Below are 20542 nucleotides of genomic sequence, written 5' to 3' on the forward strand. Positions count from 1 at the left end.
TGTCGCGGACAAACCCGCTCCTGCAAGGCCACTGTAGGAACGGGCTTGCCCGCGAAGCGCTTCACTCCAGCACCTCACGCAGATGTCGCGCAGCATCACGCTGGCAATTGAGCTGAATCTGCTCCAACCCCAGCCAATCGGCCATCTTGCGCAATTGCACGGCCAATGCCCGGATGCCCTCTTCGTCCAGACCGGGCTGCTCTTCATGCACCCCATGCACCGCCAAACGCCCCTGAGCTCGCTCCGCCCGCAAATCGACCCGAGCGACGATCCGCTCGTTGTGCAAGAACGGCAGCACGTAATAGCCATAGACCCGCTTGTGTCGGGGCGTATAGATCTCCAGCCGATAGCGGAAATCGAACAGTCGCTCAGTGCGGCTGCGCTCCCAGATCAGTGAATCGAACGGTGACAACAGCGCACTGGCCTCGACCTTGCGCGGCACCTTGACCTGCGGCAGGCAATAGGCCGGCTGACGCCAACCCTGAACCTCGCAGGCCAGCAACTCACCGGACTCCACCAGTTCGGCGAGTCGTGCACGGCTGTCGCCTGGATCGAGACGAAAATAATCCCGAAGGTCCTTTTCCGTGGCCACACCCAGAGCGGTTGCGCCATGCAGCATCAGGCGACGCTGGGCCTGAGCCTCATCCAGCAGCGGTTGCCGAAGGATCTGCGGCGCGATCACCCGCTCTGGCAAATCGTACAGGCGCTCGAAGCCGCGGCGCCCCGCCACCGTTACCTCACCGGCCGCGAACAGCCATTCCAACGCATGCTTTTCATCGCTCCAATCCCACCAGGGCCCGGCACGCTCCTCACGGGTGGACAGGCTGCCGGCGCCTAGCGCGCCCTGCTCTTGAACCGCGGCCATTACCCGACGGACAGTGGCCTGGCGCTCCTGACCAAAGCGCGTCAACTGGGAGTAGATACCCTGCCCTTGTTTTGCCCGCTGCATCCGCCAGCGCATCAGCGGGTACATGGACATGGGTAGCAACGACGCCTCATGCCCCCAGTATTCAAACAACGTGCGTTGCCGGCCCTGACTCCAGGCGGCCTGATCGAGCAACGCCTGTGGATAACTGCCCAGGCGGGAAAACAGCGGCAGGTAATGGGCCCGCACCAAGGCGTTGACCGAATCGATCTGCAACAGGCCCAGGCGTTCTATTTGCAGATTGAGGCGTGCGGCCTTGATCGTTGCCGACGGCTGGCGCCCGCCGAAACCCTGGGCGGCCAGCGCCAGTCGGCGAGCCTGTTTAAGAGAGAAAGAGCATTGTGCAGGCATGGGAGTTCTCCTTGTCTGCCCGCACGCTAGCGCACCGGGAAGCGGCTTGTGTAGCACCCTTGCCGCTATTTATGCATCGGGTCGTCCCAGAACGGGCGGACCCGCTCATGCTCGACATCGGCCCGCGTCAGGCCCAGGTCCTTCAACGCCTCATCGCTCAGCCCGGCGAGCATCCGGCGCTCACGCCCAAGCTCATACCAGCGCATGACCCTGCGCCATAAGCCGCTCAATGACAGCGCCTGAAATGACAGCTTGTGGACCAGCACATAACCCTTTTGACCTTTCATCATCTTGCCCTCCAGTGGGGATGACGCCAGTCTCTGCTTAGGATTAAGATCAATCCAACGAATGCTTCTTATGTCATTCATCTCAGGATTTGATGGAATGTCCCAGTTCCCCAGCATCGACACCGAAGTCCTGCGCACCTTTGTCGCCATCGCCGATGAAGGCGGTTTTACCCGGGCCGGCGAACGGGTCAATCGCACCCAGTCGGCGGTGAGCATGCAGATGAAACGCCTGGAAGAAGATGTGCTGCAACGCCAGTTGTTCCAGCGCGACGGGCGCCAGGTCAAGCTCACCGCCGAGGGCCAGGTGCTGCTGGGCTACGCCCGACGCATCCTGAAACTGCACAGCGAGGTGTTCAACACCCTGCGCGAGCCGCACATGGTGGGCCTGGTTCGCATCGGCACTCCGGATGATTATGTGATGCGCTTTCTACCGGGAATCCTGTCGCGCTTTGCCCAAAGCTACCCGCTGATCCAGATCGAGGTGCATTGCGAATCCAGCAAACAGTTGCTGCAACGCCAGGACCTGGACCTGTCCATCGTCACCCGCGAGCCGGGTAGCGAGATCGGCCAACTGCTGCGCAAGGAGCGCTTCGTCTGGGCCGTGGCCCAGGGCTTCAATCCCCACGAGCAATCGCCATTGCCCCTGGCGATGTTCAACAGCGACTGCTTTTGCAGACTCTGGGCCTGCAACGCCCTGGACGCCGCCGGACTCGACTACCGGATTGCCTACAACAGCTCGAGCCTGGCGGCGTTGATGGCCGTGGTCAGTGCCGGGCTGGCAATCACCGCGCAACTGGAAAGCCTGATCACACCGGACATGCGCATTCTCGGCGAGGCACAGGGCCTGCCCCAATTGCCGGAGGCGAGCATCATGCTGCTGCGCAACCTCAATACGCCCTCCCCCATCACCGAATGCCTGGCGGAGCACATTGTCGAAGGCTTCAAACTTTGAAGGCCAGCATCACCGCGCACACCACCAGGAAACCGCAGAACAGCGCCCGCAGCAGGCGCTCGGGCAAAGCATGAGCCACCTTCACTCCCCAACTGATGCTCAACAGGCCGCCGACCGCCAACGGCAGACCAATCATCCAGTCCACTTGGTGATGGACGCCGTAGGTCACCAGAGTCACCCCGGTGCTCGGCAACGCCAGAGCCAGGGACAGCCCTTGTGCCACCACCTGGGAGGTGCCAAAGACGCTGGTCAATACTGGCGTGGCCACTACCGCTCCGCCTACGCCGAACAACCCGCCCATGGCCCCGGAGGCAGCGCCCAGAACCCCCAGCCAAGGCCAGGAATAACGCATCCGCGTGCTGGCCGGCGCGCTGCTCATGAACATGCGCAGCAGGTTGTAGGCCGACAGCACCAGGAGAAAGACGACAAAGCCGATACGCATCTTCTGTGCGTCGATGCCCACCGCCCAGATCGAGCCGAGCCAGGCGAAACAAAAGCCCATCAGCGCCAGTGGCAGGGCATGGCGCAGTTCGATGCGGTTGCGCTGGTGATAACGCCACAGCGCCAGCATCACATTGGGCACCACCATCACCAGCGCGGTGCCCTGAGCAATCTGCTGATCCAGGCCGAACAACACCCCCAGCACGGGAATCGCGATCAAGCCGCCGCCGATACCGAACAAACCACCCACAGTGCCCAGGGCCGCGCCCAACAGCAGATACATCACTAACTCGATCACAGCCGCTCTCCTCACCTGAGAGCTGCATGCTACGCAGTCGGCCCTGGCACGGAAACGCACAGCAACGCACAATGGCTGTGCCGTTTTCGCATAAGCGCTCTGACCATGAATCCCAACACTCTCACCGAACAACTGGGGCTGTTTCTCGATGTGCTGGAAGCCGGCAGTTTTTCCGCCGCGGCTCGCCGCCATCCACTGACGCCCTCCGCCGTGGCCCGGCGTATCGACAGCCTGGAAAGTGCCGTGGGCACCACGTTGTTCATGCGCACCACCCATGCCGTGGTTGCCACAGCCGCTGGCCTGGCCTTCGCCGAACGGGCCCGGCGCATTGTCGCTGAACTGCAACTGGCCCGGGCCGAGGCGGTGTCCCTGAGCCATGCGCCGGAAGGCCTGATCCGCATCGATGCCCCGGCCGCCTTCGGCCGCCGTCATCTGGCACCGGCGATCGCCGACTTCCTGGTGCTCTATCCCGGCCTGGATGTACAACTGCACCTGATCGACAGCTTCGTCGACATGCAGGGCTCGCACCTGGGCAAAGTGGACCTGGTACTGCGGGCCGGGCAACAGGTGGATACCCGGATGGTGGCCACCTCCCTGGCCAGCATCGTACGCATTGCCTGCGCCAGTCCGTCCTACCTGAAGAGCCGTGGCACCCCGACTCAACCCGCTGAGCTCAGCCAGCACGACGGCCTCGACTGGGATGGCCTGGCACCCTTGTTCGCCTGGCGCTTTGAACGGGACGGACAGCTGCACAGTCATCGCCCACAACGCATCCGCCTCAGCGCCAACAATGCCGAAGCCCTGCTTTCGGGAGCCTTGGCCGGGCTGGGAATTGCTCACTTGCCCACCTGGCTGGTGAGTGAGTACCTGTTGCGCGGAGAACTGGTGCCGTTGTTCTGTGATAACGGTCTACCCAAGCCGGAAACCGCCGGTATCTATGCCTTGCGTATGGAGCAGCATCCCAATGCCCGTAGCCGCCTGCTGCTGGAGTACCTGAAAAGTCGCTTCAGTCCGGTTCCGCCATGGGACCTGGCACTGCAGAGTGCAATGAACTGACGTCGAAGAAAATTATCTGGTGCATTAAAGACTCGCCCGCTAGATTCAGGACCATTAACGACCAAGGCCCCCGACATGACCACCGACCGCTCTACCCCGGATACCTGCGAACAGCTGCTGCTGGACAACCAAGTGTGTTTCGCCCTGCACTCCACATCGCTGCTACTGACCAAGGTCTATAAACCGTTGCTGCAGCAACTGGGGCTGACCTATCCGCAGTACCTGGCAATGCTGGTGCTCTGGGAGCGGGATGGCCTGACCGTCGGCGAAATCAGCCAGCGCCTGCTGACCGACCCCGGCTCGCTGACTCCCTTGCTCAAGCGCCTGGAAGCCGAGGGCCTGCTGAGCCGCACTCGCAGCCGGGAAGATGAGCGAGTGGTCATTGTCGAGCTGACGGAACAGGGCCGAGCGATGCGCGAACAAGCCCGGAACATCCCACAGTGCATCCTCGGCGCCAGCGGTCGGACAGTGGAGCAGTTGCGGCAGCTGCAAGAAGATTTACAGATGCTGCGGGGGCATTTGCAGGACAGTCTCTAAGGCTTCGCCGACAAGCCAGCGCCTATGGCTGGGGCTGGTTTTGAGAAAAAAATATATTTATAAAAAACAATGAGTTGAGCCAGAAACAGGGCTTCAGGCAAGAGTTTGCATAAAATATATCTTGCGCACTAAATATTTGAGCGATACATTTATTTCGCACTTACTTAGCGCGCAAATAATTAGCGCAAAAACAACCCAGCACGAGGTTTTCACCATGCAAACTCTCTACACCGCAGTTGCAACCGCCACCGGTGGCCGTGATGGCCGCGCTGTTTCCAGTGACAACATCCTCGACGTCAAACTGGCCACCCCCAAGGAACTCGGCGGGGCCGGTGGACAGGCGACCAACCCGGAACAGCTGTTCGCTGCCGGCTATTCGGCCTGCTTTATCGGTGCCCTGAAGTTCGTTGCCAGCCAGAGCAAGCGCAAGATCCCGGACAACGCCTCGATCACCGCCCATGTCGGTATCGGTCAGATCCCTGGCGGCTTTGGCTTGGATATCGATCTGCATGTCAGCCTTCCGGGCGTGGCTCAGGAAGAGGCGCAAAGCCTGGTGGATGCCGCACATCAGGTCTGCCCCTACTCCAACGCCACCCGCGGCAATGTTGATGTACGCCTGCACGTGAACGTCTGAAACGGTAAACGCCAGGCATAAAAAAGCCCGACTCAAGGTCGGGCTTTTTCATCGACAAGATCGAACCAGGATTAAACCTTGGCGCGGCCCTTGTAGGAACCGCCTTCGCGGGTATCGATCTCGATCATGTCGCCGATTTCGATGAAGTCCGCAACGCTCAGCTCGGTACCGTTTTTCAGTTTGGCAGGCTTCATCACCTTGCCCGAAGTGTCGCCGCGAGCGGAACCTTCGGTGTAGTCAACCTGACGTACGATGGTGGTCGGCAGGTCAACGGAAACCAGACGGTCTTCGAAGAACACGGCTTCGCAAACGTCGGTCATGCCTTCTTCGATGAACGGCAGAACGGCCTCGATGTCTTCGGCGTTCAGCTCGTACATGGTGTAGTCGGTGGTGTCCATGAAGGTGTAGGTGTCACCGCTGATGAACGACAGGGTCGCTTCTTTGCGATCCAGGATCACGTCGTCCAGTTTGTCGTCCGCACCGTAAACGGTTTCGGTCTTGTAACCGGTCAGCAGGTTCTTCAGCTTGGTCTTCATGATCGCGCTGTTACGACCGGACTTGGTGAATTCAGCTTTCTGAACCAGCCAAGGATCGTTGTCGATACGGATCACGGTACCGGGTTTGAGTTCTTTACCAGTTTTCATTGCGAATATCCGAATTTGGATGGGATTTACAAAAATCTAGGCCGCGTATCATATCCAATTTAGGTAAAACTGCACCAGCGCCGCAGCAAGATCGGCTTGCAAGCCTTGTTCCAGACACCATTGTTCGGCGTGCGCGGCGACTTCGGGCCAGTGTTGCAGCAGGTTTTTCCAGGCTTCGGTCATCGCTGCCTCGGTATTCCAGACCTGCCACAGGGCCCGCACCGCCGCTTGGGCGTCAGGTGAAAGAGTCCGGGTGTACAAGACGAGAAAGGCCTCGAGCTTGTCCAGGTGAATGTCTTCGTCCTGGCGGTAGATATGCCAGAGCATCGGCCGCCCGGCCCATTGCGCCCGAACAAAGGAGTCCTCTCCACGCACCGCGTTGAAATCGCAGCACCACAACAGACGGTCGTAATCTTCCTGGCGAACAAAAGGCAGGACCTGGACCGTCAGGGACTGCCGGATCTGCAGGCTGCCCACACTCAACGACGCGTCTCCCAGCCAGCGCTGCACATCTCCCAGGATGCGCCCTTCGGGCACCAGCAAATGGGTCTGTTGCGTATCGAGGGCCAAGGCATCCAGCCAACCACCAAGACTGGCGTTCTCATAGGCAAACAGCGATATCAAGCGGCTACCGGCGGCGGGAGTGACTCCCAGTCCTTGAAGAAAATCCAGCTGGACCTGGCGATCGGCCTGAAATTGCCGGCGGCGCTCGAGCAATCCGGCTTCGCGCAGCAGGCCGCCCGTGCCAGCCTGGAATCCGGGGAAGAAAAAGTACTTCTGTACACCACGAAACTTCACTGATGGCAGGCCGTGGCAGCCGCTGACCCAGTCCTCCGCGCTCAGGTAATCCAGATTCAGCCACAAGGGTGCACGCTGGCGCTCGGCCATCGCCTCCATATAGGCATGGGGCAACTGACAGGCAAACGCAGCGATCACCACATCGGCTGCAACTTCATCCTGCCACTGGGCCGGCCAGTGGCGCACTTCGACCCCATCCTGGTACTGGCTGTGTCGCTGGAAATCGATCTCTGGACAGATCTTTTCAAAGGCCCGCAGATCATCGACCCACAAACGCACCGTGCATTGATGCTCGGCCACCAATTGTCGGGCCAGGCGCCAGGTCACGCCGATGTCGCCGTAGTTGTCGACCACGCTGCAAAAAATATCCCAGGAGGCTTTCATTCCAGTCCCCGATTGGCAAAGGCGCCGATTGTCCGCATAAATGCTCCTGCGCAGAAGAGCCAACCTCGATTAATCTTCATGCGACAATCAGCCCTCGCCCACTATCGCCCGCCAGGAGGCAACCATGTCTTATCGCCCGCCCGCTCGTCGCTCCTTGCGCATCAGCTTCAATGCCCTGGCGCTCAGCGGCAGCATTGCCCTGGGCCTGTGGCTGGGTTTTCTGGCGATTGCCCTGACCTGCTGGCTAGCCTCGCACTTTCTCTTCAGCCAGCAACTGGCTCCTGTAGCGCAAGCCGTGCAGCAATTGGCGAAGCCGCCGGTGGTTGCGCCTGAGCCGCCCAATCGGCTGTTCGAGCAGTATCAGGAAAACCTGCGCAAGAACGAAGAGTTGCAATCCCTGGATAACGCTCGTAGCAACCCGCGCAACCTGTCCAATCCCAAATGCCAGTTCTGGTTGCAACAGGACCAGACAGCGCCCAGCGAAAAGAGTCGCGCCAACGTTCTGCAGTTCTGTAATTGATCATGAATAAACAGTCTGTCTGCCAACTGATTCTGCAACAGCTCCGAGAGGATCTGGAAGTCGCGGTGCGCGCTGCGCAAACCGCCTACGAAACCGCCACTCACGAAGAGAATATCGCCGAGAACAAGTACGACACCCTGGGGCTGGAAGCCTCCTACCTGGCGGCCGGCCAGGCTCGGCGGGTCGAGGAAATCCGTCAGGCATTGAGTCTCTGGCAGAATCTGAGTTTGCGATCCTACGACCCACAGGCCGGAATCCAGGTCGGTGCGTTGCTGGGGCTGGAGGATGAAAATGGCCACGAACAATGGCTGTTTCTTGGTCCCGACGGGGCAGGCTTGAAGGTTTATGTGGTGGGGCAACTGGTGACCGTCATCACCCCGCGGTCACCGCTGGGCAAGAGCCTGATGGGCAAGTTCGAGGACGACGAGGTGGAGATCGTAGTGGCGGGGACCCGGCAACAGTTCACTGTCACCGAGGTCCGCTAGCTGTAATCAGTGAACCGGCAGTTCAACGCCGTCGAACAGTTCTTCCAGTTCCTGCTTGTTATGGCATTGAATCGCCTTGGCCATGACTTCGCGCGTCAGGTGCGGGGCGAACTTCTCGATGAAGTCGCACATGAAGCCGCGCAGGAATGTACCGCGACGGAAACCGATCTTGGTGATGCTCGACTCGAACAGCTCGCTGGCGTCCAGTACCACCAGGTCATTGTCGAGCTTGGTGTCGACCGCCATCTTGGCGACGATACCCACTCCCAACCCCAGGCGCACATAGGTCTTGATCACGTCGGCGTCAGCCGCAGTGAACACCACCTTTGGCGTCAGGCCACGATGGCTGAAGGCTTCATCGAGCTTGGAACGGCCAGTGAAACCAAACACGTAGGTAACGATGGGGTATTCGGCCAGGGTTTCCAGGGTCAGCTTCGGCAGCTTGGTCAGCGGGTGGCCCTGAGGCACAACCACGCAACGGTTCCAGCGATAGCACGGCATCATCACCAGATCACCGAACAGCTCCAGCGCCTCGGTGGCGATGGCGAAATCCACAGTGCCGTCAGCGGCCATCTCAGCGATCTGCATCGGCGAGCCCTGGTGCATGTGCAGGGCCACATCGGGGTACTGCTTGATGAAGCTACTGATCACCGGCGGCAGGGCGTAACGTGCCTGGGTATGGGTGGTGGCGATGGACAGGGTGCCCTTCTTCTCGTTGGAGAACTCCTGGGCGATCTGCTTGATGCTCTCGACTTTGCGCAGGATCTCGCCAGCGGTAGTGATGATTCGCTCACCGGCCGGGGTCACACGGGTCAGATGCTTGCCGCTGCGAGCGAAGACCTCGACCCCAAGCTCGTCTTCGAGCAGACGGATCTGCTTGCTGATACCCGGTTGTGAGGTGTAGAGGCTTTGGGCGGTAGCGGAGACGTTGAGGTCGTGGTGCGCCACTTCCCAGATGTAGCGCAATTGTTGAAGCTTCATATCAATCCCTCAAAGCAGGTAGACGCCACGGGTATCAGCGACGGTATATAACTATATTAATGGTCAGGAGAATAAATCTAGAACTTTTATTCAGAATTTTCCATTCCGCTCTCAGACATCCCCCTGACGCCGACGCTGTACCAGAGGCACCAGATAAACCGGCACTTTGGCCAGCTGTAAAACCCGTGCGGCCGTACGCCCCAAAGGGGTTTGCGCACCGCCCCCGTGGCTGTGACTTCCTACGATCAGCAAATCCACCGAGAGTTTCGCCGCCTGATCCAGAATCACCTGGGATGGGTCCCCTTGAAGCACCCGCACCGACTGGATCAAGGTCAGGTCCTGCATGCCCTCCCCCAACTCCTCGCGAAAACTGTCCAGCACCCGCTGCTCGATATTGGCCATTACCGTGCTCAAGCCCTGGCGGTGAAACTCGTTCAAGGATTGCTCATCCAGATAGCTCTGCAACACCGATTCGGCAAATAGCCCCATGGGTTCCACTGCGTGCACTACATGTAAGTCGGCATTGAACGTTCGAGCCAGCTCCAAGGCATGCTGCATGACAAAGGGCGCATACAGACCGAGGTCGGTGGCATACAGCATCGAACGAATCATATGACCTCCTCAACTGCCAAGATGGCGGAGATTGATTCAGCTTAGCAGTGCCTGGAACTGTGGGAGGTTCGACGCCAAGCCTGGGATTTTAGGGCTCAATCCCTGGCTTCGTTGCTGATGCCGTGGGGCACGTGACCGGTGGCAACCACCTCGCGGGCCAACTCGCAGTGACCGGCCTGATCATCAAAAAAAACATCGGCGGCGAAGGCTTCAAGAAAGGCGGCTTTCTCCAGGCCGCCCAGAAACAAGGACTCGTCCAGACGAATGTCCCACTCGCGCAAGGTGCGGATCACCCGCTCATGGGCCGGCGCCGAACGGGCCGTGACCAAGGCCGTGCGAATCGGGCAGGCATCGTTGGGAAACTCGCCCTGAAGCAGATTGAGTGCCGCCAGAAAGCCCTTGAACGGTCCGCCCGGCAATGGCTCCCGAGCCGACTGCTGCTCACTGGCCTGAAAGGCCTCCAGGCCACCGGTTTGATAGACCCGTTCCGAGTCATCGGAAAACAGCACGGCGTCCCCGTCGAAGGCGATGCGCAACTCGCCATTGGCGGCACGCCGGGCGCCGCCTGAGAGGATGGTCGCGGCAGCAAACCCAGCCTCCAGAGCACTGCGCACATCGTCGGCATGGGTAGAGAGAAACAGATCGCTGCCAAAGGCCGCCAGATAGGGATAGGGACTGCGACCGCCGACGAAGGCCGCACGGGAAATACCCAGGCCGTAATGCTGGATCGAGTTGAACACCCGCAGGCCGGTGTCGGCACTGTTGCGTGAAACCAGTACCACCTCGACCCGCGCACGCCCCAGACTGGCATTGAGACTGAGCAGCTTCTTCACCAATGGGAAGGCATCGCCCGGTTCGAGGATCTCCTCTTCGTGTTCGATCTGGTACTGCCTATAAGCCTCGACCCCCTGGGCCAGATAGACCTTATGGCTGTCGCTCAGATCGAACAGCGCCCGCGACGAAATCGCCACCACCAGCTTGCCATCCAGGCCATTTGCCATATTCCGTCCCCTTCAGGTAATCAGCTCAAGCGTGATGCCGGTCGATGAAACTCAAGGCCTGGTAAAGCGCCTGGATTTTCGGCAGCTCACAGCCAGCGGCCCTGGCTGCCGCCAAAGGTGCGGCATAGATGGCTGCCAACTCCAGAGGACGCTGATGCAGGAAATCATGGTACATGCTCGGCCAGTAGTCGGGCATGTGCTCGGTGGACTTGAACAGTTGCTGTGCGTAGGCATCTGGAATGACATGACCACAAGCCGCGGCCCCCAGAAGCACCTCCTGCATGAGGTTCTGAATCAACTCGCGGCTGTCCGGATCGCCCATCAACGGCGTGGTGCTGGCCTTGAGCAGCACCGATAGACCGTTGTAAGGCACATTCCACACCAGCTTCTGCCAACGCGCCTGCTGCAGGTTGCCCATGACCTTGGAATCAAGCCCGGCCTCACGAAACAACGCCGCCCCTTCTTCGACAATAGCCTGGCTCAACACCGGATCAGCGCTTGCCGGACCGCTGTGGTAACCCAGATTGACTGCACCAAGAGCCTGGTGCTCGATCTGGCCGGGACCTGCACGATGGACACAGATAAAGCACAAGCCACCCAGTAGGTGCAGCGACTCAGGAAGCACGGCGCGCAGGCCATCTTCAACGTCCAGGCCGTTCTGCAGCAACAGAACCTTGGCATCAGGCGCCGCCGCCTGAATGATCGCCGGCGCCAACTGGAGGTTGCTGGTGGTCTTGGCTCCCACCAGCAGCCAGTCACAAAGCGGCATCTCCTCAGCGCTGGCGTATGCCTGCACCGGTTTCAGGCTCAACGCCCCGTACTGAGCGCTGTTGACCTGCAGCCCCTGCTCCACCACCGTCGAAAACTCGCTACGCAATAGAAAGTGCACGTCGAAACCGGCGCGTGCCAGCATCACCCCGTAAAAACCTCCGATCGCTCCGGTCCCGATAATGCCCACACGCGGTTTACGACCTGCATCCATCAAGGCAACTCCTCTGGAATTCGATTGAGCGCCTGACGCAAGCCCTCAGTGAGCTCCTTGTACGTCAGCCGCGACTGCAACGCCCCATAAAACTCACCGTCGCTCACCACAGACAGGGCCGGCAGGTGAAACACCTGATAGCGCTCCACGGCGCCTCCGTTGTCAGCGGCGTCGACCCAGCACAAGCGCTCGACCGGCAAGCCCAGCCCCGGCAGTTGCGCCCGCGCCCAACGGCAACTGGAACAGCCAACGCTGGTGAAAACCACCAGGGAAACACCATCCAGACCCAGCAATTGCTGGTCGATATCGAAGTCTGTCAGTTCCAATTCGACCACTATACTGGGGGAAACAATGTCAATTGGACGACACTCGGAGTCTGCGGTCATGGGACGTTTTTTGCCTCATCCTGATGATGTTCCGGTTGAACTGACCCTGCGTAAATACGCCTGCATTTCGCGTCAGCGGTTGCACACTATCAGCCTCGGTGGCATGGCGTGCAATTACCACCGCGCCTGGCGCCACGGCACCGCACTAGAGGTGTATATGCCGACGCTGGGGGAAAATGCGCGCTACAACGGCTATGTCGCCTGGTGCCTGAAACGCAAGCGCGGCTACCTGGTGGGCATCGCTTTCGTCGATGAACAAACGCTGTTCGGCGCCCGCATGGGCGAACAGGTGTGCCAGATCGCTCGATACTGCCGCCTGCATGAACCTCAGAGCGAACAACAATGCATCGAGGCCCTGGCCCTGAATTGGGTCGAGCAGCACGCAGAGGACTATTCCGAGGACCGCGTACACCAGGCTTTTGTGCAGCCTTAGCCCAATAAAACCGCCGTCTGCCCATTGTAGAGTCACCGGGTAACGCGCTAAGGTTCCGCTCCCCGACGCGCTCAAATCCGCTGTGCTCCGCCGCGCGGGGATCGCTGGCGGCCGGCACCCGTGACCTGACGAGTAACACGATGGCTGATTTACCGATCAACGACCTTAACGTCGCCTCCAACGAGACCCTGATCACCCCTGATCAACTCAAGCGAGACATCCCCCTTAGCGACACCGCCTTGCGCACCGTGACCAAGGGTCGCGAAGTGATCCGCAACATCCTCGATGGCACTGATCACCGTCTGTTTATCGTCATTGGGCCCTGCTCGATCCACGACATCAAGGCAGCGCACGAGTACGCTGAACGTCTCAAGGCACTGGCGGCGGAAGTCTCTGACACTCTCTATCTGGTAATGCGGGTGTACTTCGAGAAACCCCGTACTACCGTTGGCTGGAAAGGCCTGATCAACGACCCTTACCTGGATGACTCGTTCAAGATTCAGGACGGTTTGCATATCGGGCGGCAGTTGTTGCTGGACCTGGCTGAAATGGGCCTGCCTACCGCCACTGAAGCCCTTGACCCGATCTCCCCGCAATATCTGCAGGACCTGATCAGTTGGTCGGCCATCGGTGCACGCACCACCGAATCCCAGACCCATCGGGAAATGGCTTCCGGCCTGTCGTCGGCCGTGGGCTTCAAGAATGGCACCGACGGTGGCCTAACCGTGGCGATCAATGCGCTGCAATCGGTATCCAGCCCGCATCGTTTCCTGGGGATCAACCCACAAGGTGGCGTATCGATCGTAACCACCAAAGGCAACGCCTACGGCCACGTGGTGCTGCGTGGCGGCAACGGTAAGCCGAACTACGACTCGGTGAGCGTCGCTGTCTGCGAACAAGCCCTGAGCAAGGCCAAGATCAAGCCGAACATCATGATCGACTGCAGCCATGCCAACTCCAACAAGGACCCGGCGCTGCAACCTCTAGTCATGGAAAACGTTGCCAACCAAATCCTGGAAGGCAACCAGTCAATCATCGGTCTGATGGTGGAAAGTCATCTGAACTGGGGTTGCCAGGCGATTCCGAAGGACCTGTCAGACCTGCAGTACGGCGTATCGATTACCGACGCCTGCATCGACTGGGAAAGCACCGAGAAAACCCTGCGCAGCATGCACGCCAAGCTCAAGGACGTATTGCCGAAACGCAATCGCAGCTGATTCCTTTTCGTCAGACACAAAAACGCCGGGCCAAGCCCGGCGTTTTTTATGGTCGCCCCGATCAGAGCTTTGCTGCGTGACGCTGATGGCGTTCCATGTAGCGTTCTACATAAGAACAGGATGGAATCACTGTGTAACCCATACGCTCGGCGTACTCCAGCGCCTGCTCGGTCAACGCCGCGGCAATGCCGCGCCCACGTAATGCGTTGGGCACGAAGGTGCGGTAGATATCCAGAGTCTGCTTACCCAGGTCCATATAGGTCAGGTAGGCACGATGACCGTCCACATTGGTCTCGAACTGATGACCAGCCTGGTCATGGTGGATGGACAACGCCTCGCTCATCACTACTCCTTGCGGGTCTGGAATGCTGACCCATACCTTACCGATGTTTTTCCGGCGAAGGAACAACTTACGCCACCTCGTGCCTGTCGGACACCACCGTAGAAGGCATCCCCCTTACATCGCGAGCACGTTACAAAATAGTAGGCGCCCTGGGCATAAATGCTCAAGCCACACTCGTCACAGATCAACGTAAAACGCCCTCAGCAAGCCTTGCAGAAAGCACCGTCAGGCCCAGTGTAAAAATGCGTTGAGGCTATACATCGCCGGATGCTGAAACTTAAGACGAGCACCGTTTCTTAAAGTCACCGGCAAGATGGATAAAGATAGGCCAAGGCTGGGCAGATTCTGAAGAAAAGTGCCATCGACAGAATATAGGCCACTTTAGCCTAGACTCTGAAACAGCGCCTGGAGAATGCTGGCAAACAACCAGCACCCTCTGACAGAGCCTTGCCGCTGAATGTTTTTTATACAATCGCTTAAAAAGTTGCTCGAAAAAGAATCACCGCCTAGAATTTTTTTTGCTTCTTGCGCTACGTCAGTTTACTTACTACAAGTAATGGGTAGTATGTACGCCGGCTATTTCCTCACTCTGAGGTGATAGCTACTAATAGAAAGTCCTTGAAGGGGAACACGATGAACAACGTTCTGAAATTCTCTGCTCTGGCTCTGGCCGCAGTTCTGGCTACCGGTTGCAGCAGCGTATCCAAAGAAACCGAAGCTCGTCTGACTGCTACTGAAGATGCAGCAGCTCGTGCTCAGGCTCGTGCAGACGAAGCCTATCGTAAAGCTGATGAAGCTCTGGCTGCTGCTCAAAAAGCACAACAGACTGCTGACGAAGCTAACGAGCGCGCTCTGCGTATGCTGGAAAAAGCTAGCCGCAAGTAATAGTCCCTCGGGATTGTTATCAAGCCGATCCATTTTTTGGATCGGCTTTTTTATTGCCTGGGATTTTCCACTGACAATAAAAAACCCGTCGACACCGGCAGGTCTCGACGGGTTGTTGTTCTAACCCTTACTGCTGCAGATCGAACGGAGCACTGGACAACGATGTTGCAGGCGCAGTGGTCGGTATTGCGATCTCCACTGGCAAGCCATCTTCGGCCGCCACTACATCCCTGACCACATCCCAGTTCATGCGCAGGTTGTTGGCCAGATCTTCGCGCTTGAGCAAAGCATTGATCACCGCAGTGTGCTTGTCGACCACTGAAGGATTACCCTTGTCATCCAAAGGTGTATGCGCCTCCAGATAGACTTTGCCACCGCTGATACCGAACTTGTACGGATCGTTGATGATACGCACGGAAGTTCCTACCGGAACCATCCCAGCCATTTCCAGCACGTTGTTGTTGAGCATACGGAAACAGCCATGGCTGGTGCGCATGCCGATGCCGAACTTTTTGTTCGAACCGTGGATCAGGTAACCAGGCGTGCCCAAGGTGAACTTGAACGGCCCCAGCGGGTTATTCGGTCCTGCCGGCACCACGCTCGGCAGGGGATCACCATCGGCAGCGTGTTCGGCCCGGATCGACGCTGGTGGAGTCCAGGTTGGATTCGGGGTTTTCGCAGTAATGCTGGTATGAGCGATCGGCGACCCCCAACCCTCGCGCCCAATGCCCAACGGGAAGGTGTAAACCACATTCCGCCCCTTGGGGAAGTAGTAAAGACGATACTCCGCCAGGTTAATCACGATGCCCTCACGGGGCCCGGGAGGCAGGATGAAACGGGTGGGCAAGATGACCTCGGTCCCCGCCCCCGGCAACCAGGGGTCGACTACCGGATTGGCCGCCACCATCTCCAGATACCCCAGGTCATGAGCAGTGCCCAGGTCGGCGAAGGTGTCTTCGTACTTGGCCTTGATCACCTGCACCTGACCGACAATATCTTCACCGGGCGGCGGTAGAGGCAATTCCAATGCTGCAACGGGACCGGCCACACACAATGCGGCAAGTGTCAGGCAGCGGGTGACGACGGGGAGACGCGGCAACATCCGGATAATCCTTCGCATGAAAAACGAGTGATAGAAACGCGATTGTACACCCCGCCCCCTGGCTGCGGGAGCCAAGCGGGAGACACAAGCGCAGGCACATGAAATCCCTGTCGAAACGGTCCGCTATCGACCGCCTACAGCTCGAAGCGCAACTCCGGCCAGATCGGCGGAGTGCCGCGCTTTTGCGACTCCAGGATTGCCCGGCACAAAGGGCAGAGTCGTTGATCCTGGAAAATCGTCCGATCCACACTCGACCAGCGCGGCTGCGCGGGCAACAAAGTGCCACACAAGGTCCGATCGGCAGAACCACCCAATTCCAGCTGACGCGTCACCAGATGCACTCGAACTTCCTGGCAGGCGAACAGGTCAAGCTGTTCATCAGGCTCGATCAGTTGATAGGCAAACAGGGACCAGGCGGGACGCGGCATCGGGGGCTCCAAATCGGGGGCGCCACATTAGCCGAAACACTGCCACTAGAAAAGCGTCAAAGCAGCGGTTTTAGCGTCGGCCAGACATTTTCCAGCAACTTGTCCTGAGCCGCTGCTGCAGGGTGCAGACCGTCTGCCTGCATCAGTTCGGGATGACCACCGACCCCATCAAGAAAAAACGGTACCAGCGCCACCTTTTTGTCACTGGCCAACTGGCCATAAACCTGAGCGAACGCCTGGGTGTAGCGCACACCATAGTTGGGCGGCAACTGCATGCCCAACAGCAGCACCTTGGCACCACTGGCCTGGGCACTGTCGATCATCGACGCAAGATTTTGTTGCAATTGCTGAGGCGGCTGGCCGCGCAGGCCATCGTTGCCGCCCAACTCGAGGATCACCACCTCAGGCTTATGCTCTGCAAGCAGCGGCGGCAGCCGCGCCAGGCCACCGGCACTGGTGTCGCCACTGACCGAGGCGTTGATCACTTTGTCGGTGAAACCCTGGTCCTTGAGCCGCTTCTCCAACAGAGCCACCCACCCCTCGCGGGTATCCAGGCCGAAAGCCGCACTGATACTATCGCCCACGATCAGGACCGTACCCGCCGCTGCGTTCTGGGCCATGCACATCAAGGCCAGGCCGGCACTCAAAAACCATACACGCATCGGATTCTCCATGGGCGCAAGCATTCTCACTGCGCGGAACCTTAGCAAAGTGGTTCCCAGCGCGGAAGGTGAACTGACCATCCTTCATGAACTCAGCCTGGAGCTGAACCAGGGCGACAGCCTGGCCATAGTCGGCGCCTCGGGTTCCGGAAAATCCACACTGCTCGGTTTGCTGGCAGGACTCGACCTGCCCAGTAGTGGTGAGGTCACCCTCGCCGGCCAGGCCTTGAGTCGCCTGGATGAAGATCAGCGAGCACGGGTCAGGGCCGAGCACGTTGGGTTCGTGTTTCAATCCTTCCAGTTGCTCGACAGCCTCAACGCCCTGGAAAACGTCATGCTGCCCCTGGAACTGGATGGCCGCCGCGACGCCCGTGAGCGCGCCACCGAGCTGCTGCGACGGGTCGGCCTCGGCCAGCGCCTGAGCCACTCGCCTCGCCAGCTTTCCGGCGGTGAGCAACAACGAGTAGCCATCGCCCGGGCCTTTGCCGCCGAACCCGACGTGCTGTTTGCCGACGAACCTACCGGCAACCTCGACAGCCACACCGGTGAACGCATCAGCGACCTGCTGTTCGAACTCAACAAGGAGAGCGGCACGACCCTGGTGCTGGTGACCCATGATGAACGCCTGGCCCATCGTTGCCGGCGCCTGATCCGTCTTGAAGCGGGCTTGCTGGTCGCCCCTCTGGAGCCTTGATGGCACGTCTGCCGCTGTTGCGCCTGTTCAGCCTCGCCCTGCGCCAGCTGTTGCGCGATGCCCGCGCCGGGGAGTTACGGGTACTGTTCTTTGCCTTGCTGGTGGCCGTGGCGGCGAGCACCGCCATTGGTTATTTCGGCGCCCGCCTGAACGGCGCCATGCTGCTGCGGGCCACCGAGTTTCTCGGGGCTGATCTGCTTCTGGAGGGCAGCTCACCGGCACGCCCGGAGCAGGTCGACAGCGGGCGTGCACTGGGACTCGATCATGCCCGCATAGTCGAATTCTCCAGCGTTATCGCCACCGACAATGGCATCCAGCTGTCGAGTATCAAGGCAGTGGACAATGCCTACCCACTACGCGGCCAACTCAAGAGCGCGGCAGCGCCCTACGGTATTGAAGAGCCCGGTGGAGGTCCAAAGGCCGGTGAAGCCTGGGTCGAATCACGCCTGCTGACCGCGCTGAATCTGAAGATCGGCGACAGCATCGACGTCGGCACGCACCCCCTGCGGCTGGCTCGGGTCCTGACCTATGAGCCCGACCGAGCCGGCAACTTCTATAGCCTGACGCCTCGAGTGCTGATCAGCCTGGACGACCTGCAAGCCACCGGCGTCGTCCAGCCGGGTAGCCGGGTCAGCTACAAGGAGCTCTGGCGCGGCCCGGCACTGGCCCTAGAGAGCTATCGCCAACTGATCAAGCCGGGCCTGGCGCCCAACCAGCGACTGCAGGATGCCCGCGATGGCAACCAGCAGATTGGCGGCGCCCTGGGCAAGGCCGAGCGTTACCTGAACATGGCCAGTCTGGTAGCCGTGTTGCTATCCGGGGTCGCCGTCGCCTTATCGGCCAATCGTTTCGCAGCCCGGCGCTTCGATGCCAGCGCCTTGCTACGCTGCCTCGGTCTGTCGCGACGGGAAACCATGTTGCTGTTCAGCGTGCAATTGGGACTTCTGGGGCTCCTGGCCAGCGTCAGCGGCGCACTGCTGGGGTGGTTGGCCCAACTTGGCCTGTTCTATCTGCTGCATGACCTGCTGCCCAGCGATGTGCCTCCAGGTGGCCTGCTCCCGGCCATTGCCGGCATTGGCACCGGGTTGGTGGCCCTGGCAGGGTTTGCCCTACCGCCCCTGGCTGCCTTGGGGCGGGTCCCGCCACTTCGCGTGTTACGTCGTGACCTGCTGCCAATTCCTTCCAGTACCTGGATGATCTACGGCGCTGCCCTGTTTGCCCTGGGCCTGATCATGTGGCGCCTGAGTCTGGATCTGATCCTGACCTTTGCACTGCTCGGCGGTGGGCTGATAGCGGCACTGGTACTGGGTGGGTTACTGCTTCTGGTGCTGCAAAGCCTGCGTCGTCTGCTGGCCCGCTCCTCCCTGCCCTGGCGCCTGGGGCTGGGCCAGTTGCTGCGGCATCCCCTGGCGGCAGCCGGACAGTCCCTGGCCTTTGGTCTGATTCTGCTGTCCATGGCACTGATCGCCCTGCTGCGGGGCGAACTGCTCGATACCTGGCAGAACCAGTTGCCGAAAAATGCCCCCAATTACTTTGCACTGAATATCCTACCCGCCGAAAAACAGGCTTTTAGCGAACGCCTGGTACAACTTTCAGCCCCTTCGGCGCCGCTGTATCCAGTGGTTCCCGGACGCCTGGTGAGCATCAACGGCGAGCCCGTAAGGGAGATAGTCAGCAAGGACTCCAGTGGCGACCGCGCGGTACAGCGCGACCTGAGCCTGACCTGGGCCGCCGACCTGCCGGCCGGCAACCGCATCACCGAAGGCAACTGGTGGTCAGCGCAGCCCGCCGACGCTGTGCCCGGCGTATCGGTGGAGGCCAAGGTTGCACAAAGCTTGAAACTGAAGCTGGGCGACCAACTGACCTTCACGGTCGCGGGCGTTAATCGGGAAGCCCGGGTTACCAGCCTGCGCAGCATCAACTGGGACAACTTCCAACCGAACTTCTTCATGATCTTCCAGCCAGGCACCCTGAAAGACCTGCCTGCCACCTACCTGACCAGCTTTTATCTGAGCCCGGGACACGACCAGCAGGTCATCGAGCTATCCAGGGCCTTTCCAGCGGTGACTATTCTTCAAGTGGAGGCCTTGCTGGAGCAACTGCGCAGCATCCTGGCCCAGGTCACTCTGGCAGTGGAGTATGTATTGCTGTTTGTCCTTGCGGCGGGAATGGCAGTGCTGTTTTCCGGCCTGCAGGCCACGTTGGACGAGCGCATTCGCCAAGGCGCCCTATTACGCGCGCTCGGTGCCGAGAGGCGGTTGCTGGTCAAGGCTCGGCGGATCGAGTTCGGTCTTCTCGGCGCCGTCAGCGGCCTGCTGGCAGCCCTGGGTTGCGAACTGGTCAGCCTGGTGCTTTACCGATTCGCCTTCGACCTGCCCTGGCACCCACATCCCTGGCTATTGCTGCTGCCGCTGATAGGCGCCCTGTTGGTGGGCGGGGCCGGGGTTTTCGGCACCCGCCGGGCATTGAACGCCAGCCCGTTGAGCGTCCTGCGCGAAGGGTGA

At 59.9% G+C, this 20542-nt stretch carries 25 protein-coding genes; 11 read left to right on the forward strand and 14 right to left on the reverse strand.

Going from position 1 to position 20542, the window contains the following annotated elements; all coding sequences use genetic code 11:
• Positions 1-61: 61 nt before the first annotated feature.
• Together J5M73_RS03550 and J5M73_RS03555 are read right to left on the reverse strand one after the other, a co-directional pair.
• Positions 62-1276: a winged helix-turn-helix domain-containing protein gene (locus J5M73_RS03550; protein ID WP_102860903.1), complete on the reverse strand. Its 1215-nt coding sequence runs from the start codon at positions 1274-1276 to the stop codon at positions 62-64.
• Between the two features lie 65 nt (positions 1277-1341).
• On the reverse strand, positions 1342-1563 hold the full coding sequence (locus J5M73_RS03555) for a DUF1127 domain-containing protein (RefSeq protein ID WP_102861006.1): 222 nt from the start codon (positions 1561-1563) through the stop codon (positions 1342-1344).
• A 97-nt stretch (positions 1564-1660) separates the two neighbouring features.
• Between J5M73_RS03555 and J5M73_RS03560 the strand changes: the two genes are divergently transcribed.
• Positions 1661-2515, forward strand: a complete 855-nt coding sequence (locus J5M73_RS03560; RefSeq protein ID WP_102860902.1) for a LysR substrate-binding domain-containing protein — start codon at positions 1661-1663, stop codon at positions 2513-2515.
• Here J5M73_RS03560 and J5M73_RS03565 read toward each other — a convergent pair.
• The gene (locus J5M73_RS03565; protein ID WP_102860901.1) at positions 2505-3254 is read right to left on the reverse strand and encodes a sulfite exporter TauE/SafE family protein; all 750 of its coding nucleotides are present in this window, start codon (positions 3252-3254) and stop codon (positions 2505-2507) included. The two genes, J5M73_RS03560 and J5M73_RS03565, sit on opposite strands and share 11 nt — an antisense overlap.
• A 105-nt stretch (positions 3255-3359) precedes the next feature.
• Here J5M73_RS03565 and J5M73_RS03570 point away from each other — a divergent pair, with 105 nt between their 5' ends.
• From J5M73_RS03570 to J5M73_RS03580, 3 genes are all read left to right on the forward strand, one after another.
• Complete coding sequence (locus J5M73_RS03570) at positions 3360-4310, forward strand: LysR family transcriptional regulator (RefSeq protein ID WP_102860900.1); 951 nt, start codon at positions 3360-3362, stop codon at positions 4308-4310.
• Between the two features lie 75 nt (positions 4311-4385).
• Positions 4386-4847, forward strand: coding sequence for a MarR family transcriptional regulator (locus tag J5M73_RS03575; protein ID WP_102860899.1), 462 nt, complete (start codon positions 4386-4388; stop codon positions 4845-4847).
• 214 nt (positions 4848-5061) lie between these two features.
• On the forward strand, positions 5062-5481 hold the full coding sequence (locus J5M73_RS03580) for an organic hydroperoxide resistance protein (protein ID WP_102860898.1): 420 nt from the start codon (positions 5062-5064) through the stop codon (positions 5479-5481).
• 71 nt (positions 5482-5552) lie between these two features.
• On the opposite strand, the gene J5M73_RS03585 is transcribed toward J5M73_RS03580, so the two are convergent.
• Both J5M73_RS03585 and earP read right to left on the reverse strand, forming a co-directional pair.
• Entirely contained in the window at positions 5553-6125 is a 573-nt protein-coding gene (locus J5M73_RS03585; RefSeq protein ID WP_007931398.1) for an elongation factor P, read from the reverse strand.
• A 48-nt stretch (positions 6126-6173) separates the two neighbouring features.
• Positions 6174-7307: an elongation factor P maturation arginine rhamnosyltransferase EarP gene (gene earP / locus J5M73_RS03590; protein WP_102860897.1), complete on the reverse strand. Its 1134-nt coding sequence runs from the start codon at positions 7305-7307 to the stop codon at positions 6174-6176.
• A gap of 124 nt (positions 7308-7431) precedes the next feature.
• On the opposite strand from earP, the gene J5M73_RS03595 reads away from it, so the two are divergent.
• Positions 7432-7827 carry a hypothetical protein gene (locus J5M73_RS03595; protein ID WP_102860896.1) on the forward strand — a complete coding sequence of 132 codons (396 nt, stop codon included), beginning with the start codon at positions 7432-7434 and terminating at the stop codon, positions 7825-7827.
• Positions 7828-7829: 2 nt separating this feature from the next.
• On the forward strand, positions 7830-8312 hold the full coding sequence (locus J5M73_RS03600) for a GreA/GreB family elongation factor (RefSeq protein WP_102860895.1): 483 nt from the start codon (positions 7830-7832) through the stop codon (positions 8310-8312).
• A 6-nt stretch (positions 8313-8318) separates the two neighbouring features.
• Here the strand turns inward: J5M73_RS03600 and cysB are convergent, their stop codons facing one another.
• The 5 genes from cysB to J5M73_RS03625 all read right to left on the reverse strand — a co-directional run bounded on the left by cysB (position 8319) and on the right by J5M73_RS03625 (position 12274).
• Positions 8319-9293: an HTH-type transcriptional regulator CysB gene (cysB, locus tag J5M73_RS03605; protein WP_102860894.1), complete on the reverse strand. Its 975-nt coding sequence runs from the start codon at positions 9291-9293 to the stop codon at positions 8319-8321.
• A gap of 111 nt (positions 9294-9404) precedes the next feature.
• Entirely contained in the window at positions 9405-9905 is a 501-nt protein-coding gene (locus J5M73_RS03610; protein ID WP_102860893.1) for a universal stress protein, read from the reverse strand.
• Between the two features lie 95 nt (positions 9906-10000).
• Positions 10001-10906 carry a 5'-nucleotidase gene (locus J5M73_RS03615; protein WP_102860892.1) on the reverse strand — a complete coding sequence of 302 codons (906 nt, stop codon included), beginning with the start codon at positions 10904-10906 and terminating at the stop codon, positions 10001-10003.
• A 25-nt stretch (positions 10907-10931) separates the two neighbouring features.
• Complete coding sequence (locus J5M73_RS03620) at positions 10932-11888, reverse strand: putative 2-dehydropantoate 2-reductase (RefSeq protein ID WP_102860891.1); 957 nt, start codon at positions 11886-11888, stop codon at positions 10932-10934.
• On the reverse strand, positions 11888-12274 hold the full coding sequence (locus J5M73_RS03625) for a thioredoxin (RefSeq protein ID WP_102860890.1): 387 nt from the start codon (positions 12272-12274) through the stop codon (positions 11888-11890). Before J5M73_RS03625 ends, J5M73_RS03620 begins: the two co-directional genes overlap by 1 nt.
• Here J5M73_RS03625 and J5M73_RS03630 point away from each other — a divergent pair.
• Both J5M73_RS03630 and J5M73_RS03635 read left to right on the forward strand, forming a co-directional pair.
• Positions 12273-12707, forward strand: coding sequence for a PilZ domain-containing protein (locus tag J5M73_RS03630; RefSeq protein WP_102860889.1), 435 nt, complete (start codon positions 12273-12275; stop codon positions 12705-12707). The genes J5M73_RS03625 and J5M73_RS03630 overlap by 2 nt on opposite strands.
• Before the next feature lie 140 nt (positions 12708-12847).
• Positions 12848-13924: a 3-deoxy-7-phosphoheptulonate synthase gene (locus J5M73_RS03635; RefSeq protein ID WP_047305542.1), complete on the forward strand. Its 1077-nt coding sequence runs from the start codon at positions 12848-12850 to the stop codon at positions 13922-13924.
• Positions 13925-13985: 61 nt separating this feature from the next.
• Here the strand turns inward: J5M73_RS03635 and J5M73_RS03640 are convergent, their stop codons facing one another.
• On the reverse strand, positions 13986-14267 hold the full coding sequence (locus J5M73_RS03640) for a GNAT family N-acetyltransferase (RefSeq protein ID WP_011062548.1): 282 nt from the start codon (positions 14265-14267) through the stop codon (positions 13986-13988).
• Positions 14268-14900: 633 nt separating this feature from the next.
• Here J5M73_RS03640 and oprI point away from each other — a divergent pair.
• Positions 14901-15152, forward strand: coding sequence for an outer membrane lipoprotei OprI (gene oprI, locus J5M73_RS03645; RefSeq protein ID WP_003448337.1), 252 nt, complete (start codon positions 14901-14903; stop codon positions 15150-15152).
• Positions 15153-15279: 127 nt separating this feature from the next.
• Here the strand turns inward: oprI and J5M73_RS03650 are convergent, their stop codons facing one another.
• The 3 genes from J5M73_RS03650 to J5M73_RS03660 form a co-directional block, all read right to left on the reverse strand.
• Positions 15280-16254 carry a L,D-transpeptidase family protein gene (locus tag J5M73_RS03650; RefSeq protein ID WP_102860888.1) on the reverse strand — a complete coding sequence of 325 codons (975 nt, stop codon included), beginning with the start codon at positions 16252-16254 and terminating at the stop codon, positions 15280-15282.
• Between the two features lie 134 nt (positions 16255-16388).
• A complete protein-coding gene (locus tag J5M73_RS03655) occupies positions 16389-16682 on the reverse strand; it encodes a hypothetical protein (RefSeq protein ID WP_007931378.1) in 294 nt (97 codons plus the stop codon).
• 56 nt (positions 16683-16738) lie between these two features.
• Positions 16739-17344, reverse strand: coding sequence for an arylesterase (locus tag J5M73_RS03660; RefSeq protein WP_102860887.1), 606 nt, complete (start codon positions 17342-17344; stop codon positions 16739-16741).
• 10 nt (positions 17345-17354) lie between these two features.
• On the opposite strand from J5M73_RS03660, the gene J5M73_RS03665 reads away from it, so the two are divergent.
• Both J5M73_RS03665 and J5M73_RS03670 read left to right on the forward strand, forming a co-directional pair.
• Positions 17355-18038, forward strand: a complete 684-nt coding sequence (locus J5M73_RS03665; protein ID WP_102860886.1) for an ABC transporter ATP-binding protein — start codon at positions 17355-17357, stop codon at positions 18036-18038.
• Complete coding sequence (locus J5M73_RS03670) at positions 18038-20542, forward strand: ABC transporter permease (RefSeq protein ID WP_102860885.1); 2505 nt, start codon at positions 18038-18040, stop codon at positions 20540-20542. The genes J5M73_RS03665 and J5M73_RS03670 overlap by 1 nt, the downstream gene beginning before the upstream one ends.

The organism is Pseudomonas sp. 50_B (assembly GCF_017491625.1).
Classification (GTDB): domain Bacteria; phylum Pseudomonadota; class Gammaproteobacteria; order Pseudomonadales; family Pseudomonadaceae; genus Aquipseudomonas; species Aquipseudomonas danubii.

Excerpts from the sequence above, each read along its gene's own strand:
- J5M73_RS03550 (WP_102860903.1), bottom strand. The coding sequence starts at position 1,276 with ATGCCTGCACAATGCTCTTTCTCTCTTAAACAGGCTCGCCGACTGGCG.
- J5M73_RS03555 (WP_102861006.1), bottom strand. The coding sequence starts at position 1,563 with ATGAAAGGTCAAAAGGGTTATGTGCTGGTCCACAAGCTGTCATTTCAG.
- J5M73_RS03560 (WP_102860902.1), top strand. The coding sequence starts at position 1,661 with ATGTCCCAGTTCCCCAGCATCGACACCGAAGTCCTGCGCACCTTTGTC.
- J5M73_RS03570 (WP_102860900.1), top strand. The coding sequence starts at position 3,360 with ATGAATCCCAACACTCTCACCGAACAACTGGGGCTGTTTCTCGATGTG.
- J5M73_RS03575 (WP_102860899.1), top strand. The coding sequence starts at position 4,386 with ATGACCACCGACCGCTCTACCCCGGATACCTGCGAACAGCTGCTGCTG.
- J5M73_RS03580 (WP_102860898.1), top strand. The coding sequence starts at position 5,062 with ATGCAAACTCTCTACACCGCAGTTGCAACCGCCACCGGTGGCCGTGAT.
- J5M73_RS03585 (WP_007931398.1), bottom strand. The coding sequence starts at position 6,125 with ATGAAAACTGGTAAAGAACTCAAACCCGGTACCGTGATCCGTATCGAC.
- earP (WP_102860897.1), bottom strand. The coding sequence starts at position 7,307 with ATGAAAGCCTCCTGGGATATTTTTTGCAGCGTGGTCGACAACTACGGC.
- J5M73_RS03595 (WP_102860896.1), top strand. The coding sequence starts at position 7,432 with ATGTCTTATCGCCCGCCCGCTCGTCGCTCCTTGCGCATCAGCTTCAAT.
- J5M73_RS03600 (WP_102860895.1), top strand. The coding sequence starts at position 7,830 with ATGAATAAACAGTCTGTCTGCCAACTGATTCTGCAACAGCTCCGAGAG.
- cysB (WP_102860894.1), bottom strand. The coding sequence starts at position 9,293 with ATGAAGCTTCAACAATTGCGCTACATCTGGGAAGTGGCGCACCACGAC.
- J5M73_RS03610 (WP_102860893.1), bottom strand. The coding sequence starts at position 9,905 with ATGATTCGTTCGATGCTGTATGCCACCGACCTCGGTCTGTATGCGCCC.
- J5M73_RS03615 (WP_102860892.1), bottom strand. The coding sequence starts at position 10,906 with ATGGCAAATGGCCTGGATGGCAAGCTGGTGGTGGCGATTTCGTCGCGG.
- J5M73_RS03620 (WP_102860891.1), bottom strand. The coding sequence starts at position 11,888 with ATGGATGCAGGTCGTAAACCGCGTGTGGGCATTATCGGGACCGGAGCG.
- J5M73_RS03630 (WP_102860889.1), top strand. The coding sequence starts at position 12,273 with ATGGGACGTTTTTTGCCTCATCCTGATGATGTTCCGGTTGAACTGACC.
- J5M73_RS03625 (WP_102860890.1), bottom strand. The coding sequence starts at position 12,274 with ATGACCGCAGACTCCGAGTGTCGTCCAATTGACATTGTTTCCCCCAGT.
- J5M73_RS03635 (WP_047305542.1), top strand. The coding sequence starts at position 12,848 with ATGGCTGATTTACCGATCAACGACCTTAACGTCGCCTCCAACGAGACC.
- J5M73_RS03640 (WP_011062548.1), bottom strand. The coding sequence starts at position 14,267 with ATGAGCGAGGCGTTGTCCATCCACCATGACCAGGCTGGTCATCAGTTC.
- oprI (WP_003448337.1), top strand. The coding sequence starts at position 14,901 with ATGAACAACGTTCTGAAATTCTCTGCTCTGGCTCTGGCCGCAGTTCTG.
- J5M73_RS03650 (WP_102860888.1), bottom strand. The coding sequence starts at position 16,254 with ATGTTGCCGCGTCTCCCCGTCGTCACCCGCTGCCTGACACTTGCCGCA.
- J5M73_RS03655 (WP_007931378.1), bottom strand. The coding sequence starts at position 16,682 with ATGCCGCGTCCCGCCTGGTCCCTGTTTGCCTATCAACTGATCGAGCCT.
- J5M73_RS03660 (WP_102860887.1), bottom strand. The coding sequence starts at position 17,344 with ATGCGTGTATGGTTTTTGAGTGCCGGCCTGGCCTTGATGTGCATGGCC.
- J5M73_RS03665 (WP_102860886.1), top strand. The coding sequence starts at position 17,355 with ATGGGCGCAAGCATTCTCACTGCGCGGAACCTTAGCAAAGTGGTTCCC.
- J5M73_RS03670 (WP_102860885.1), top strand. The coding sequence starts at position 18,038 with ATGGCACGTCTGCCGCTGTTGCGCCTGTTCAGCCTCGCCCTGCGCCAG.